We start from the raw sequence: 13,170 nt of genomic DNA, 5'->3' as shown, positions 1-13,170 counted from the left end.
CCGGCGCGAACGTGCGTTAGGGGTAGTGGTAGGTTACCACGCCATGGGGGAGATCAAGCCAGGGCTGCGCGCCGCAGTCGTCGCCGTCATCTACGCGCGCGTGAGCGACGACGACAAGCGGCAGCGTCGGTCGGTCGGCGAGCAAGAGCAGGAGTGCCAGCAAGACGCAGCCGACCATGACTGGACCGTGGCCCGGGTGTTCGTTGACAACGACCGCTCAGCCAGCCGTTACGCCCGCAAGCAGCGGGAAGAGTACGCCAAGCTCCTCGACTACCTCGCCGCCGAGCACGTAGACGTGCTGATCCTCTGGGAGTCCTCGCGCGGTGGTCGTGAGCTTGAGGGCTGGGCAGGCTTGCTCAACCTCTGTCGTCGCCGCCGGGTCCGCATCCATGTCGTCACCCATCGGCGGACGTACGACCTTGAGAACCCTCGGGACTGGCGCACCCTGGCAGAGGACGGGGTCGACTCTGCGTACGAGAGCGAGAAGACGCGAGAGCGCATCTTGCGATCGGTGCGCGCTAAGGCGGCCAGCGGCCTGCCGCACGGCAAGCTGCTCTATGGGTACCGGCGGACCTACGACGACCGGGGCAACTTCGTAGCCCAGGTGATCCACGAAGAGCAGGCCGAGGTGGTCCGCGAGGCAGCCAGACGGGTTGTCGCCGGTGAGCCCTGCCGGTCGATCGCGCTGGACTTCAACCGGCGCGGCATCCCCACGCCAAGGGGTGGAAAGAACGGATGGAGCCTGAGCCAGATCGGCCGCACCCTGCGGAACCCGGGTTACAACGGGAAGCGCGTGCACCTCGGCAAGATCGTGGGCGATGCAGAGTGGCCGGCGATCATCGATGACGAGACGTACGCGCTGTGCCGGTCGATCCTGACGGACCCGCGACGGAAGACGCAGCGAGACACAGCCCTGCGCCACCTGCTCTCCGGTGCCGCTGTGTGCGACGTATGCGGCTCACGGATGCGGGTGCAGAAGAACCGAACCCACTACGGCTACCTGTGCGCCGCTCGGTTCTGCGTGAGCGTGAAGACGACAGTGCTTGAGGACTTCGTGGTAGCCGTGCTCATGGCTCGGCTGGCTCGCCCCGATGCGCTCGACCTGCTCGCACCAGCCGAGGACGCGGGAGCGCCTGAGCGGGCACGGCGGGAGGTGGAGGAGAAGCGTGCCCGGCTCGATGAGTGGTACGTCGCAGCGGCACGCGGGGAGATCTCGCCTACCGCCCTCGGAGTCATCGAGCGGGAGTTGCGTGCCGAGATCGAGGAAGCCGAGAGCAGGGCACAGCATGTCGAAGTGCCCCCGCTGGTTCGGGACCTGGTCGGCCCCGACGTCGAGCAGCGGTGGGAGCGGCTAACCATCGGCCAGCAGCGCGGCGTTGTGTCGCTCTTGCTTGACCTGCGGGTGGGCAAGACCTACCGGGGTGCGCGCTCGCTCGACCCTGCCCGGCTCGGCAACTCCCGCTGGCGCGGCGACTCGCGGACATGGGCAGAGGGCGGGTTGGTCTGAGTGGCGCGATTCGCTGCGAAGGAAGGTGCGTTGCGCGCCCTTCGGCGAGCCTGGCAGGCTGTCGGCCGATCGTGATACAAGATCTCTTCATGCGCGCGAAGGTAGTTCGCCGGCCTCGTCGGCCGCAGTGGAGAGGTGAACGGGAGGCCATCTTGGTTCGCCTACCAGCGCAGCAGGCAGAGCGCTTGAAGGCCGAAGCTCAACGCCGAGGAGCTTCCATCTCCGATCTTGCGGGAAGCTTGATCTTGGCTGGAATGGATGAAGAGGGGTGGTCAGCGTGACGAGGCCTCGACGGCGGCCCTCCGTGGTCAGCCTCTTCAGCGGAGCCGGAGGCCTCGACATCGGGCTTGAGCGAGCTGGCTGGGATGTCGTAACTGCGACAGACCTGTCTAAGCCCAGCATGGAGACGCTGAGGCGCAGCCAGGCAGCACAGGTACCGATCCGAGGCCGGCGCAGCGGCGCCCACCTCGACGGAACAACGCTAATCGAGGCAGACGTACAGGATCTCTCTGCCGCTGACCTGCGGCCAGCACGCTCCCCGGCCGGATGGCGACCGGACCTACTTGCCGGTGGTCCGCCGTGCCAACCGTGGTCCTCTGCGGGTCATCAGAAGGGGCTGAGCGACCCCCGAGGGAAATTGATCGAGCAGATGCTCCGCTTGATCGGGGAACTGCAACCCCGCTTCGTTCTCTTCGAGAACGTGCGAGGGCTGGTTACGGCAGTCGGGGCAACTAAGACGCCAGGCGAGGTGCTCCGGAGCATTCAGGAAGACCTTGCAGGGATGGGCTATGCGAGCCAGATTGCGACTCTGAACGCTGCCGATTACGGCGCGGCGCAGCGGCGCGTACGGCTCCTGCTGATGGCGACAAGCGATCATGCGATTCCCGCATTCCCGGAGCCGACCCACGACAAGGCCGGCAAGGACGGGCGCAAGCCGTGGGTAACGCTGGGCGAGCTGCTCGCCAGCCTCCCCAAGCCTGACCCCAAGGACGTGGTTCGACCCACGGGGGAGCGAGCCGAACTGCTCCGAGCGCTGACCCCGGGAACGGGCATCAAGACCGGCGGGCGCGTTATGAACAACCGGCCCAGTGGTCAATGGGGTTATCGGCAGGACAGCTTCCTGGCTGACCTCGGATTGCCTTCGAGGACCATCCGTGCCGCGAGTACCCCGGACTGGGTGCGGCTACCGGACGAAGATGATCTGCGCCGGCTCACTTGGGAAGAGTGCGCCGCACTGCAGGGGTTCCCGCGTAACTGGCAGTTCAGCGGTACGCGCGCGTCCGTCTTCCAGCAGATCGGCAACGCTGTCCAGGTCGATATGGCTGAAGCCGTCGGCGAGGCGCTCATAACCTCGCTCCGCGCCGGCCCCGTCAGTGAGCCTCCGGTAACCCCGCCCTGGCCACCCGAGCTTGTGAAGCGGGTCAAGTACACGGAGGCAGAGCATCGCGTCAACGGGGTGCTCCGGGTGAGGGTCCGGGCGAAGGCGGTAGACACGCCGACGGGCTGAATCTGGGGCGTCGGTAGATGGATGTCGACGGCAGACTGCGTCTATGCCCCTCGCGTTCCACCAGCCACCGACTTGGACCATGGAAGAGTTGAAGGCTGCTCGTGACCGTGCCGAGCAGCTCTTCACTGCGCACCGTCGGGAGGAAGGGCCAAGATCGTTCGGCCGGATGTACAGCACACTCAGGCCCCACGTCGAGCAGATCTTCGACGCTTCCAACGACCTGCTCGACCTGACTGGGAAGGTCTTCACTGACGACCCGAGCGCCTGGCAGGTGTGCCGATACCTGTGCGGACCGCCGATCAGCCAGGAAGACTTGTGGACCCTGGTAGGAGCGAAGTTCCGACAGGTCCCAGTGGCTCTTGCAGACGAGACAGCCGAGGCTATTCGCGTCGTCATCGATCCTGTCCGGTTCCCGTGGGTCGAGCAGCGCCGCTACCCGACTGAGAGCGAGCGGCAAGCCGCCATCCTGGCGACCTCGGTGCTGTGGGCGGCGCAGCAGCTCGCCACCGAGCGGAGGGGGGAGGCCTCTACCCGCCAAGAGGCCTCGACGGGCGAGGCTCTGAGCCAGGCGGGGTTAACCCTTGACCCTTCCCGCTCTCCCATCCAGTTCTTCGACGACATGCAGCGCGGCACGTTCAGCCGTGAGCGACACATCGCCGGGGCGAAGTGCGACGTACCCGCACGCCTGCCGGACGGCCGACTCTTGGCCCTTGAGTGCAAGGTCTCCAACGGGCCCAAGAACGGCTGGAAGCGAGTCAACCGCGAGGTTGCTGGCAAGGCCGAGGCTTGGCGGTCTCACTTCGGAGTGCAGCTCCTCACCGGCGTCGTGCTTGCGGGGGTGTTCGACCTGTCCTGCCTGCGGACCGCACAGGAAGCGGGCGTGATCCTGTTCTGGGAGCACGACCTAACGCCGCTGCGTGACTTCGTCTCCGGCGTGCGCGGTTGAACGAGCCTAGGGGTGGGGGTATGACCCCTCGGTCGGAGGATTGAGCACCGCCATGTCTTAGCAGCCAAGATCCTGCCACAGTTCCAAGGTCGATCTGGGGGCCATAAACGGCGCCTGAGCTGGGGATATGCTCATCGCGGGGCGACTGAAACAGCAGCTAATCAGCGTTTCTGTCTACAGCTACAGCATGGGGCAGGGCCTCTGAGAGACCCTGCCCCATCCGCTGTGGTTAGGCGGCAGCCCTGCTGAGCAGGACGAAGGTCGCCTTGACCTTGGCAACCTCCTTGATCCGCCGGGCCTTGTCGCCCGGGACCAGCTCGACGCTCGTGACCTTCGCGCTCTCCACTCGGCCGACACCGGAGACGAAGACACCCGCCTGCTTGGCGACGGTCTCGCTGGTCCGGTCAGCCAACACTTCAAGGCCGTAGTAGCCGCTCACCTCGAAGTCGGCCTGGACGATGCGCCGGAGCAGGTCACCGTCCCGGGTCTGGCTGACCAGTTCGTGCGACGGGACGTAGACGTGGATGTTGTTGACGATCGCACCCACGCCCGCGTTCATCCCGGTCATCATGTTGCCGACCCACCGGTCTTGAACCGTGCGCTGACCACCCCCGATCACCATCGCCTCGGAGACCTTGAAGGCCACCTCGGCGATCTTGTTGCTACTGGGCACCTCCGGCGAGATGACCGGGATTTCCGGCTTGACGTCGCTTAGCTTGATCCGAAGCTGGCAACCGTTGTTGTGCTGGCTGAGGTTCGCCTCTACGCGCGCGATGCCCTTCTGGTCGATCAGCCGAGCGAGCGCGTTGCGCACCATGTTGCCGTCGAAGGGAGCGCCCTCCGGCACGACGACGGACATGTGAACGCTGCCGGCGAGGATGCCCGTCGAGAGGTCCGCTCGCGTCGCTTCGCTCTGGAACAGGTACACGGCCGGTACAGCCGGTTCCGCCGGAAGCTGCGGCACGACGGAGATCGGGAAGCCGAAGAGACCGAACTCGAAGACGTTGTCCTTGACGATCTCGTGGAGCCACTGCGCCAGCGTCGGGTAAGCCTGCGCCTCAGCGAGGTCGGCCGCTCGCTCGGCAGCCTGAACGGCCTTACGGGCGGCACCGATCAGGAGCTTCGCCCGTTCGACGGCGAGGTCACCGGTAGCCAGTTCGAGAGCGGTGACGCTGTCGTCGCCCTGCTGAAGCCGCTGCTTGAGAGCGATGCCCGCATCTTCGACCTGGGCGAATTCGTCTTCCCGCTTGGCGAGCAGGGAGTGAGCGTCGGCGAGCTGAGCCCGAGCCTCGGCGAGGGTGGCGACGGGGTCGGGGGTGTTGTTCTTCTTGGCGTTAGCCACGGTGGGTTGAACCTACTTCCTGGTGAGGGATGGAGCGGAGACAGCGACCCGGTGCCGCTGCCTCTTGGTCGCCCTGTACGCCCCGCTGCCGGCCGTAGACCGCGGAGCGGGGTGCAGGGGAGGCAAGGGCTGGTTGTCAGGCCAGAGAGGCAGAGACGGACCAGCGGTGCACGACGGTGGCGAGCCCGTCATCGGACAGCCGAGGGAGAGACGGGGCGACGGCACGTAGCTTCAGCTCGGTGCCCGGCAGGGCGCCCATGAGCTGGGGCAGCACTCTGCCGGTTCGCTTGTCGACCAGGGGCCACGGCGAGAGCGTCAGCGGTTCGTCGTCTCGGAAGGTGATGACCAGAAGCTTCCCGACCAGCCGGCCGGACTGCACCCACACCCGCTCGGCGCTACGGACTCGGATGGCGGGACGTTCCGCCGGCGGACGGATCGGTTGCTTCGGTGCGGCGACGGCAACGTCAGCAGTGTCGGCGTAGCCGGCGCGCATGACTTCAGCGAGGAGTACCGGCAGGATCTCGTCGCTGTGCTCGCCAGCGCGAGCGCCGGCAGGGGTGGTGTACACGGGTGAGGTCTGTTCCTTCCTTGGGCATGACGGGGTAGCCGGCCCTCCGGGCCGGCCTCTACTGCTTGCTGTTGATGGGCAGGGTTAGATGGGCCCCTCCGGGGCCCTCTTCTCTTCGCCGCTGCCAGGGAGCCCGTTGAGGCGGGGGTGGAAGAGAGTAGAGAGTAGGGTTACGTTTATGCAGGTCAGGGGCTGGACCGCGAGTCCCCGCAGGACTCGCTTCGAGTCCCCCCAGGACTCACCTCGGGACTCGCAAGCTCCGAGAGATCCCGTGTTCGTCGCAGGTGTACGACCCTCGGCCGCCCCGTTGGAACACTCGCCGGGAGACGACCAAGCATCGAGCGGTGGAGTCAGGGTCGATCAGCCCTAACTCCTTGGCCTTGCGGATGGCCTTGGCGATGGTCTGCCGGGCCGGCTCGTCTCCTCTCTTGTCGGCGAGGATCTGTGCCAAGGTCAACCCGTCGAACCGGCTGTGCCCGACGTTGTTGGCCCAGCCGATCGCGGCGAACCCGATCCGGTAGACCAGGGGATGCCTCGGGTCCTTGGCTCGTCGTCGCTCGGCAGCCTGGTTCATCCCGCCCCAGGGGTCACCGTTGAAGTTGATCGTCACGTCAGGCGCCGTCCTCGTCCTGCTCGATCGGCAGGCCGACTCCGTCGAACAGCTCCCAGACCTCACCCCAACCGAGCAGCAGGTACCGGGCTTCCTCGACGGACTCGGGGTCACCCTTGTACTTCAACTCGCAGTAGTAGGCGTGCGCCTCGGCTGCTCGCCGGTATGCCTCAGCCAGAGCCGACAGGCTGAACGTTCCGGGGATGCTCACCTTCCGCTACCCCAGACCACTCCCAGCTCGATGCCCCGTCGCAGGGACATCGGCAGATATCGCGACTTCGGCCCCTCGATGCTGTGCCTACGGGAAGCCGCAGCCTCGGCCTCGGCGTAGGTGTCAGCACGGATGCCGGTATCGGCGTAGCCCTCGGACCGGGTCCACTCGGCAACGATGTACCCCGTCATCGGGTCACCACCTGGTGCTCGGTCGCGGTGAGCAGTCCACGCAGGCGGAGACGTTGGTCAGGGGTCAGGGGTGGCGCGGCCTCGGCGATGCGCCGGGCCACCTCCCGCAGTTGGTTGGACAGGTTGATCACGCACCTCTCGTGATGTGACTCCGTGGGTTGGGGTCCGCATCGCGCCTCCCTGTCGTCTTGGGTTGTTGCAGTAGGGCCGGTCGGCCCCTGATAGGCAACTCTATGGCAGTCACCCAGGGTTGTCAGCATGGAGTTGAGTGATCTGAAGCACGATGCTGACAACCCTGGGCTGTAACACAGGAGTTGAAGGTGGCAGACTGCCGTGCATGAGCGCAGCGAAGAAGGTCACGAAGACTAGGACGGAAGCTGGTTGGACCGTCACCGCGACGTGGGAGATCGGAGAGGACGGGCCGATCTCCATCGGACCATCGGCGGTATCGGTGATGCTGGCACCGGACGCTGACCCGAAGGCGAGGGTGCGCGGGTACACGACCGGGGTAGCCCGCCGGGTGGAGAGGCTGATCTCCGACATGCAGACCGAGGTGGTCGGCGAGCCCGAGGCGGCCCACCTCTCCGGGATCTCCGCGCGTGCTCTGCGAGATGCCCTCATCAAGATGCCGGCCAACCCGCGCACGGACCCGGACGCCTACTACCGAGGTCTCCTCGCCCTGTTCGACTCGCTGGACTCTGCGGGACACCCGGCCCCGATCAACGTCCTGTCGGACCGCCTCGGGGTGCCGAAGCAGACGATCAAGACGCAGCTCGCGACTGCGCGCCGCAGGTTCCCGCGAGGCTGAACCAGGAACGACCGGAGCCCCGGCCATCCATCGCGGGATGCCGGGGCTTCCGCCTTCTCGGTAACTTGGGGTACTGCGCCGAATCCCCTCTGTTGCGTAGGCTGCTGCGGTCAACGCCACCGACGTGACGCTCAGGGGGAGGGCTGGTGAGTGGGTTCTACGTAGACCCTGCCGGGATGGATGGTCTGTACAACGTGCTCCATCGGGCGTCTGAGGACGCCGCAGACGCTCGCGGCTACATGACCCGGCACTGTGATCTGGTCTTCGACCAGCAGGGTCTTCTCTTCATGCTCGCCGGCCCTCATCGCACGGCGTATCGCCGGATGACTGAAGGGTTGGAACGGCTCAAGACACTGACTCAGGGGGCAGCTACTCAGGTCAACCTGGCGCAGCGGGAGTACGCCACCACCGACGCATCGGCGGCAGCACGGTTGGATCAGACCTACCCTGGGGCCCGCGACTCATCCACTCTGCGCAGCACGCTTGCCGGCCCTACCAGGCCCGACCTGTGGCCGGCGGCGCCCCGCTCGCCCTTCGCCGATGTGGCCGAGCCGGCGGCCCGGCTGGTGCCACCGAACTACGCCACCGGCGTCGAGATGTTCCAGCTCAACCCGCTCGCTGATCTGGTCAGCCCGGCAGCCTGGCTGCGTCAGACCAGCGTGTGGGTGTTCGGTGAAGATCCGTTCGAAGCCTGGGGCAAGGCGTTCAGTGGTGACTGGGACTCCTACGTTCACTGTGCCGCCGCATGGCGGATCATCGGCAACGCGATGGACGACCTCGGTCGGAACCTGATCAGTGGTGCTGCGGACGTACCGGCAGTGTGGCGCGGTAACGCGGCAGAGGGGGAGCAGGAGTACCAACTGTCTCTCGGCTCGGCGGCTCGCGCGCTACAGCCTGTCTGCGACCAGTACGCGGACTTGTACAGCAGAGCAGCCGAAGCGGCCAAGCAGCTCCACTCCGTCGTGACCGGACTGATCACCAAGCTGATCGACGTGCTGATCATGGTCAACGCCAGCGCGGCGGTTGGCACCGCCACCATCGAGACAGGGGTAGGCCCGGTCCTCGGGTACTCGGTGGCGGCCTGGTACACCTGGCAGGCATACGACCTGTACAACGAGATCTCGACGTTCTTCGGCAACGCTGAAGCGACCTTCAAACTGATCGCTGGTTCTATCGAACTGGTGAAGGCCGGCATGGAGGTGGCGAAGCTGCCCGACCTGAAGCCGTACCAGCACCCCGCCTTGGTGTCGTGATGACCGACGACATCACCCGAGACCCCCTCGCCCGCGCCGTCCTCAGCAAGTTGGCCCGGAGCAGAGGCCCGAATGATCCTCTCGGTTCGTTGGCCCACACTGTCCTCAATGGTGAGGCAGACCTCCGCACCGCTGCATCGATGTCATGGCACGGAACAGCACTGCACGCTGCGTTCGCTGAGGCGATGACCCGTCGCGATGCGATGTCACCGGAGGAGCGAGCTGAGTTCGAACGGCAGGCTCGACTACTGCACAATGCTGGCGACGACTTGACACTCCCAGACTCGGACGGCACGGCCGACCCGAACCACCCCGAGGAAGGTCGACCACGATGAGCGTATGGAAGCGATGGAGGATCGCCTTTCCGCTGCTCGCTCTCAGCCTGCTGACGTTCGTTCCGGCAGTGTTCGGTACCTGGGCGTGGTGGTCCGAGAACGGTGCCGCCTACCGGGTGCTGTCGATCGTCATCTGTCTGGTCGTCGCCGGATGTGTGGGCGTCTCTCTGTCCATCGGCATCAAGCGGACCGAGGATGTGCCATGGCTCCGCATCGGGCTCGTCGCCCTGGGCGTGCTCGCCACCTGCGGCCTGGCTGTCGTCCGGGACTCGGTGTAGCGGGGGAGCCCGGCCCTGCCGAGCCGGGCCCCCGTCCGCTACTGCTTGCCGCTCCAAGTGGCGAGATCACGGCGGGCGTACAGGTCCGCATTACCCTGCTTCCCGCGTGCCTCGGGTACCTCGCCGACCCGGCGCTGTAGCCGCTTCTTCGCTGCCTCGTAGGACCAGGGGAGGACCCCGGCGTCTACGGCTTGCCGCAGCGTCAGGAAGTCCCCGGCAGGGCTTGATAGGCCGTTGACCTGGGATGTCTCCGGGGACCGGGGACATGCAAGCTGCCGAGCCTCGGCAGCGGTCAGGTAGGCAACCTGCGTCTCGGTGGCCTGCCCGCCGATGACGATCTGCCACCGGCCGAGGGTGCGCGAGGCGCGCGGCATGGCTGCCTCGGGCACGAGCATCTTCCAGTTGTTCGCCGTGTACCGGGCAAGGCACCGGATGCCGAAGTTCTCCCGCGCCTCGGGTCCGCCGATCGCCCGAGCGGTCAACATCTGCGCGATGGCCAGCACGTTGACCTTGGCGCTGCGGCCCATGAAGAGCAGGTCGGCCAGAGCCGACACGGCGGGCGAGCGCTTCGGGTCTCCCTTGCCGCGAGCCTCGGCCCAGAAGTTGACGAGCTGCCCGATGGTCGCGTTCAACTCCTCGCAGATGACCAGCACCCGGGGACCGGGGTCCCAGTCCTCGGCCTCGTGCATGGCGAGGGTGTTCCGCTCGTCGGCGAGCGCGGCCAGGCGCACCAGGGCGTCATGCATCTGCGCCGGCTTGGTGCAGTAATCGACACCCGCCAGGCCGAGGGCCCAGCGATGCGAGCCCTTGCGGTCGAGGATGACCACCCGTCCGCCTCGGTTGAGCACCTGCACGGCGACCAGCTCGGCAAGCACGCTCTTACCGGCGCCCGTGCCGGCGCTGACCGCGATGTGCGGGGAGTCGTCGCGCAGGGACAGGGTCACCGGCCGATCGCCGGCACCCTGCCCGATGTAGAACTCCCACTCAGCCAGCCGGGGCAGATACTCGGCGACCTGGTCGACGCCGACCCGGGCGGGCGGACGCTTACGCACGGTCCAGGTGGCCGTTACCCGCGGACCGATCTGGTGCCAGGACTCGACCAGGTCAGAGACCGGAATCTTGCTGCCGATGATGGAGGAGACGAGGTGCCGTTGGTCCTTGGTCAGGTACGGGGTATCGGCGACCAGCTCGATGCGCGGGCCCTGGTCGCCGTCGACCGGCCGGCGGAACGCGGCCAGTCGGGACGTGACCGGCTCTGCCTTGCGCTGTACCGCCCATGCCGCCCGCTGAGCGCGCTCAGGAAGCCACCGGATGATCGGCTCGACGTGCTCGCCGTACCAGGCTCGCGCTGCCTTCTCGGCAGGGCTCAGCGGCTTGGCGAGTCGGGGCGTGAGGTTGCCCAACGAGGGATCAACGTGCAGGCGCACGCCGGTCTGTAGACCCATCGCCGGAGCAAGCGCGGCCAGCGTCGGGGCGATGTACTCGCGGTGGAATCGGCGACGCACCAGCCGTTGCCGGCCGCGCCAGATCGCAGCTACCGCCGTGCCGCTGGCCGCAGTGAGCGAGGGATCGGGGAAGGCCAGGGCCAGGCCGGCGGTAGCCGGCACAGCGAGGCGGTATGCCTGACGCTGCCAGCCGGCCAGCCGGCCCGGACCCCGGTGGCGGTACGGGTAGCCCGCCCGGCCGTCGAGAGGACGGCCGGACAGGTACCGGTAGACCACCCGGGGCACGGTGTGCTTGCGCCGCAGTCGGCGGATAGCCCGCTCAAGCTCAGTCACTGCTCGGCCCCCTCGTGCGACAGGTGGGCAAGGGCAGCGGCCATGCCGAGCACGGCGACCGGCAGGCAGGCAACCAGGGTGGTGATCCACCACGGGGCGGACGTGATGCCGGCGGCGACCAGGAGGTGATAGGCCACCTGGCCGAGGGCGCCAACGATGAGAGACCCGATGGCGGACCACTTGGCGAACCGGCGAGCCCGGGGCGGAACCAGGCCCGACAGCCAGGCCCGTAGGGCGTACGCGGCGTAGACCTCGACACCGATCGGCAGGGTGATGGCGGTGTTAAGGCTGAACCGGTCGGCGATCCCGGGCAGCGGGTGAACCACGCCGAACCCAGTGAGTCCGCCGAGCCCGACCCACCCGGACCAGATGGCCACGAACGCGGGCAGGGCGATCAGCGCCACCGGCCAGACGGACAGCCGGCGGCCCGGCGCAGCCTCAGCCTTGACCGGGGCGGGGTCGGCCGAGACGGGCGGGTGTCCGTCCGGTATGACCTGGGCGACCTTCTCGGCCGGCAGGATCAACGGAACCGGGGCGGGCTCGACCGGCACCGCCGGGAGAACCGGGGCAGGCTCGGCGTACTCCCACGGGTCCGAGGCGGACTCGGTCTCGATGTCGTCCGGCACGGTGATGGGCTCGGCGACCAGGGCCAGCCGGACAGCCTGAGCCTTGGGCGCCCCGATCTTGAACTCGCGCATGATCTGGTTGCGCGAGGGGATCTCGCCGATCCTGTCGGCCAGGTCCCGAACGGCGGGGAGTAGATCGGCGACGGCACGCGGGTAGGCGCTGGTAGCGGTAGCGGTGCTCATCGGGCGATCCCTCCCACCCACAGCGCGATCTCGTCGGTGCTGGCCTGCGGCAGCGCAGCCCGGATCAGCCGGGCGGCAGCCTCGCGGGTGAGAGCGGGGTCGACGATGATGACGCGACGGCGAGGGAGCACGACGCACGGGGCACCCGTGCGCGCCTGGATGATCTGCACTGCTTCTCCTGCGGCGAGGGTGGCGGGAACGTCAGAGGCGGGAGCGGCGTGCCGCTCAACCAGCCGGCGAGCGATAGCGAACGGGGCGAGCATCGAGACCGGGCCACCGATGAGGACCAGGCCGAGCGCGTACGCGGCGGTGCCGTTCATCGGGCACCCGCCAGTGCCTCAGAGCGGCAGGGGATGCACCGGCCGGCAGGCTGGCCGACGTGTCCCGGCTTGGTGCAGCGGTCACCCCCGGCGGTCATCGGAAGGGCAGCGCCCTTGCGCTCCGGGTACGGGTAGCCGTTGGTGCCGGGGTTGTTGTTCTTGTTCTTGGGAAGGAATCGACGCCAGTCGCGGGCGCTTGCGCCCGTCTTCAACTTCCCTTGGTCTTCATCACTTCGGGTGTCACCCTGGCTGTCACCCCCGGCGGGCTGATTCGTCACCCCCGCCGGCTGATTCGTCACCCCCTGGGAAGCGTTCGTCACCCCCTGGCCGGTCACCAGCCGGTAGACGCGGGTGGCGATGCCGGCGACCTTGGCGACCACCAGGCGGCCGAGCTGCACCAGCTTGGCGAGGGCCCGCTGTACGGTCCGCTCGGAGCAGCCGGCGTACTCGGCGAGGGTGGCGACCGAGGGCCAAGCGTTGCCCTCGTTGTTGGCGTGAGCAGCGATGGCGATCGCCACGGCGCGCTCGTTCTTGCCGAGATCCTTGGTCGCAAGCAGGGCTTGCTTCACAGCTACACTCATCGCGGGCGGACCTCCGTTGTCCGTCAAGGCCCCGGCGCGAACGTGCGTTAGGGGTAGTGGTAGGTTACCACGCCATGGGGGAGATCAAGCCAGGGCTGCGCGCCGCAGTCGTCGCCGTCATCTACG

Annotated in this window: 15 protein-coding genes; 6 read left to right on the top strand and 9 right to left on the bottom strand. The window is 67.4% G+C overall.

Going from position 1 to position 13,170, the window contains the following annotated elements; genetic code table 11:
• The 3 genes from GA0070213_RS30935 to GA0070213_RS30925 all read left to right on the top strand — a co-directional run.
• Positions 1–1,507: recombinase family protein (locus GA0070213_RS30935; protein WP_217628686.1), on the top strand; the 1,507-nt coding region annotated here is incomplete at its 5' end.
• A 268-nt stretch (positions 1,508–1,775) separates the two neighbouring features.
• Positions 1,776–3,014 (top strand): DNA (cytosine-5-)-methyltransferase, encoded by a 1,239-nt coding sequence (locus GA0070213_RS30930; protein WP_091072749.1) that lies wholly within the window; start codon positions 1,776–1,778, stop codon positions 3,012–3,014.
• A gap of 43 nt (positions 3,015–3,057) precedes the next feature.
• Positions 3,058–3,960 (top strand): XamI family restriction endonuclease, encoded by a 903-nt coding sequence (locus tag GA0070213_RS30925; protein WP_091072746.1) that lies wholly within the window; start codon positions 3,058–3,060, stop codon positions 3,958–3,960.
• A 229-nt stretch (positions 3,961–4,189) separates the two neighbouring features.
• On the opposite strand, the gene GA0070213_RS30920 is transcribed toward GA0070213_RS30925, so the two are convergent.
• From GA0070213_RS30920 to GA0070213_RS32625, 5 genes are all read right to left on the bottom strand, one after another.
• Positions 4,190–5,302: a TolC family protein gene (locus GA0070213_RS30920; protein ID WP_091072743.1), complete on the bottom strand. Its 1,113-nt coding sequence runs from the start codon at positions 5,300–5,302 to the stop codon at positions 4,190–4,192.
• 136 nt (positions 5,303–5,438) lie between these two features.
• On the bottom strand, positions 5,439–5,870 hold the full coding sequence (locus GA0070213_RS30915) for a hypothetical protein (protein ID WP_091072740.1): 432 nt from the start codon (positions 5,868–5,870) through the stop codon (positions 5,439–5,441).
• A 238-nt stretch (positions 5,871–6,108) separates the two neighbouring features.
• Positions 6,109–6,480: a hypothetical protein gene (locus GA0070213_RS30910; protein WP_091072736.1), complete on the bottom strand. Its 372-nt coding sequence runs from the start codon at positions 6,478–6,480 to the stop codon at positions 6,109–6,111.
• Between the two features lies 1 nt (position 6,481).
• Positions 6,482–6,691 (bottom strand): hypothetical protein, encoded by a 210-nt coding sequence (locus GA0070213_RS30905; protein WP_091072732.1) that lies wholly within the window; start codon positions 6,689–6,691, stop codon positions 6,482–6,484.
• Between the two features lie 187 nt (positions 6,692–6,878).
• Complete coding sequence (locus GA0070213_RS32625) at positions 6,879–7,013, bottom strand: hypothetical protein (RefSeq protein ID WP_281182347.1); 135 nt, start codon at positions 7,011–7,013, stop codon at positions 6,879–6,881.
• A 206-nt stretch (positions 7,014–7,219) separates the two neighbouring features.
• Here GA0070213_RS32625 and GA0070213_RS30895 point away from each other — a divergent pair, with 206 nt between their 5' ends.
• The 3 genes from GA0070213_RS30895 to GA0070213_RS30885 all read left to right on the top strand — a co-directional run bounded on the left by GA0070213_RS30895 (position 7,220) and on the right by GA0070213_RS30885 (position 9,556).
• Complete coding sequence (locus GA0070213_RS30895) at positions 7,220–7,690, top strand: hypothetical protein (protein WP_091072724.1); 471 nt, start codon at positions 7,220–7,222, stop codon at positions 7,688–7,690.
• Between the two features lie 146 nt (positions 7,691–7,836).
• Positions 7,837–8,943, top strand: a complete 1,107-nt coding sequence (locus tag GA0070213_RS30890) for a hypothetical protein (protein ID WP_091072721.1) — start codon at positions 7,837–7,839, stop codon at positions 8,941–8,943.
• A 331-nt stretch (positions 8,944–9,274) separates the two neighbouring features.
• Positions 9,275–9,556 (top strand): hypothetical protein, encoded by a 282-nt coding sequence (locus GA0070213_RS30885; RefSeq protein WP_091072717.1) that lies wholly within the window; start codon positions 9,275–9,277, stop codon positions 9,554–9,556.
• Positions 9,557–9,594: 38 nt separating this feature from the next.
• Here GA0070213_RS30885 and GA0070213_RS30880 read toward each other — a convergent pair whose 3' ends face one another.
• The 4 genes from GA0070213_RS30880 to GA0070213_RS32620 are packed head-to-tail and all read right to left on the bottom strand — an operon-like array spanning position 9,595 to position 13,044.
• Positions 9,595–11,334 (bottom strand): type IV secretory system conjugative DNA transfer family protein, encoded by a 1,740-nt coding sequence (locus GA0070213_RS30880; RefSeq protein WP_245716632.1) that lies wholly within the window; start codon positions 11,332–11,334, stop codon positions 9,595–9,597.
• Positions 11,331–12,143 (bottom strand): ABC transporter permease, encoded by an 813-nt coding sequence (locus GA0070213_RS30875; protein WP_091072714.1) that lies wholly within the window; start codon positions 12,141–12,143, stop codon positions 11,331–11,333. Before GA0070213_RS30875 ends, GA0070213_RS30880 begins: the two co-directional genes overlap by 4 nt.
• Positions 12,140–12,463 (bottom strand): hypothetical protein, encoded by a 324-nt coding sequence (locus GA0070213_RS30870; protein ID WP_091072711.1) that lies wholly within the window; start codon positions 12,461–12,463, stop codon positions 12,140–12,142. The genes GA0070213_RS30875 and GA0070213_RS30870 overlap by 4 nt, the downstream gene beginning before the upstream one ends.
• Positions 12,460–13,044, bottom strand: coding sequence for a helix-turn-helix domain-containing protein (locus GA0070213_RS32620; protein WP_091072708.1), 585 nt, complete (start codon positions 13,042–13,044; stop codon positions 12,460–12,462). Before GA0070213_RS32620 ends, GA0070213_RS30870 begins: the two co-directional genes overlap by 4 nt.
• Between the last annotated feature and the right edge of the window lie 126 nt (positions 13,045–13,170).

The sequence above is a fragment of the Micromonospora humi genome, from assembly GCF_900090105.1.
Lineage (GTDB): Bacteria > Actinomycetota > Actinomycetes > Mycobacteriales > Micromonosporaceae > Micromonospora > Micromonospora humi.
This window is presented reverse-complemented; position numbering and strand designations above follow the sequence as displayed.

Coding starts and splice junctions, on each gene's coding strand:
- GA0070213_RS32620 (WP_091072708.1), bottom strand. CDS start 13,044: ATGAGTGTAGCTGTGAAGCAAGCCCTGCTTGCGACCAAGGATCTCGGC.
- GA0070213_RS30895 (WP_091072724.1), top strand. CDS start 7,220: ATGAGCGCAGCGAAGAAGGTCACGAAGACTAGGACGGAAGCTGGTTGG.
- GA0070213_RS30885 (WP_091072717.1), top strand. CDS start 9,275: ATGAGCGTATGGAAGCGATGGAGGATCGCCTTTCCGCTGCTCGCTCTC.
- GA0070213_RS30875 (WP_091072714.1), bottom strand. CDS start 12,143: ATGAGCACCGCTACCGCTACCAGCGCCTACCCGCGTGCCGTCGCCGAT.
- GA0070213_RS30870 (WP_091072711.1), bottom strand. CDS start 12,463: ATGAACGGCACCGCCGCGTACGCGCTCGGCCTGGTCCTCATCGGTGGC.
- GA0070213_RS30925 (WP_091072746.1), top strand. CDS start 3,058: ATGCCCCTCGCGTTCCACCAGCCACCGACTTGGACCATGGAAGAGTTG.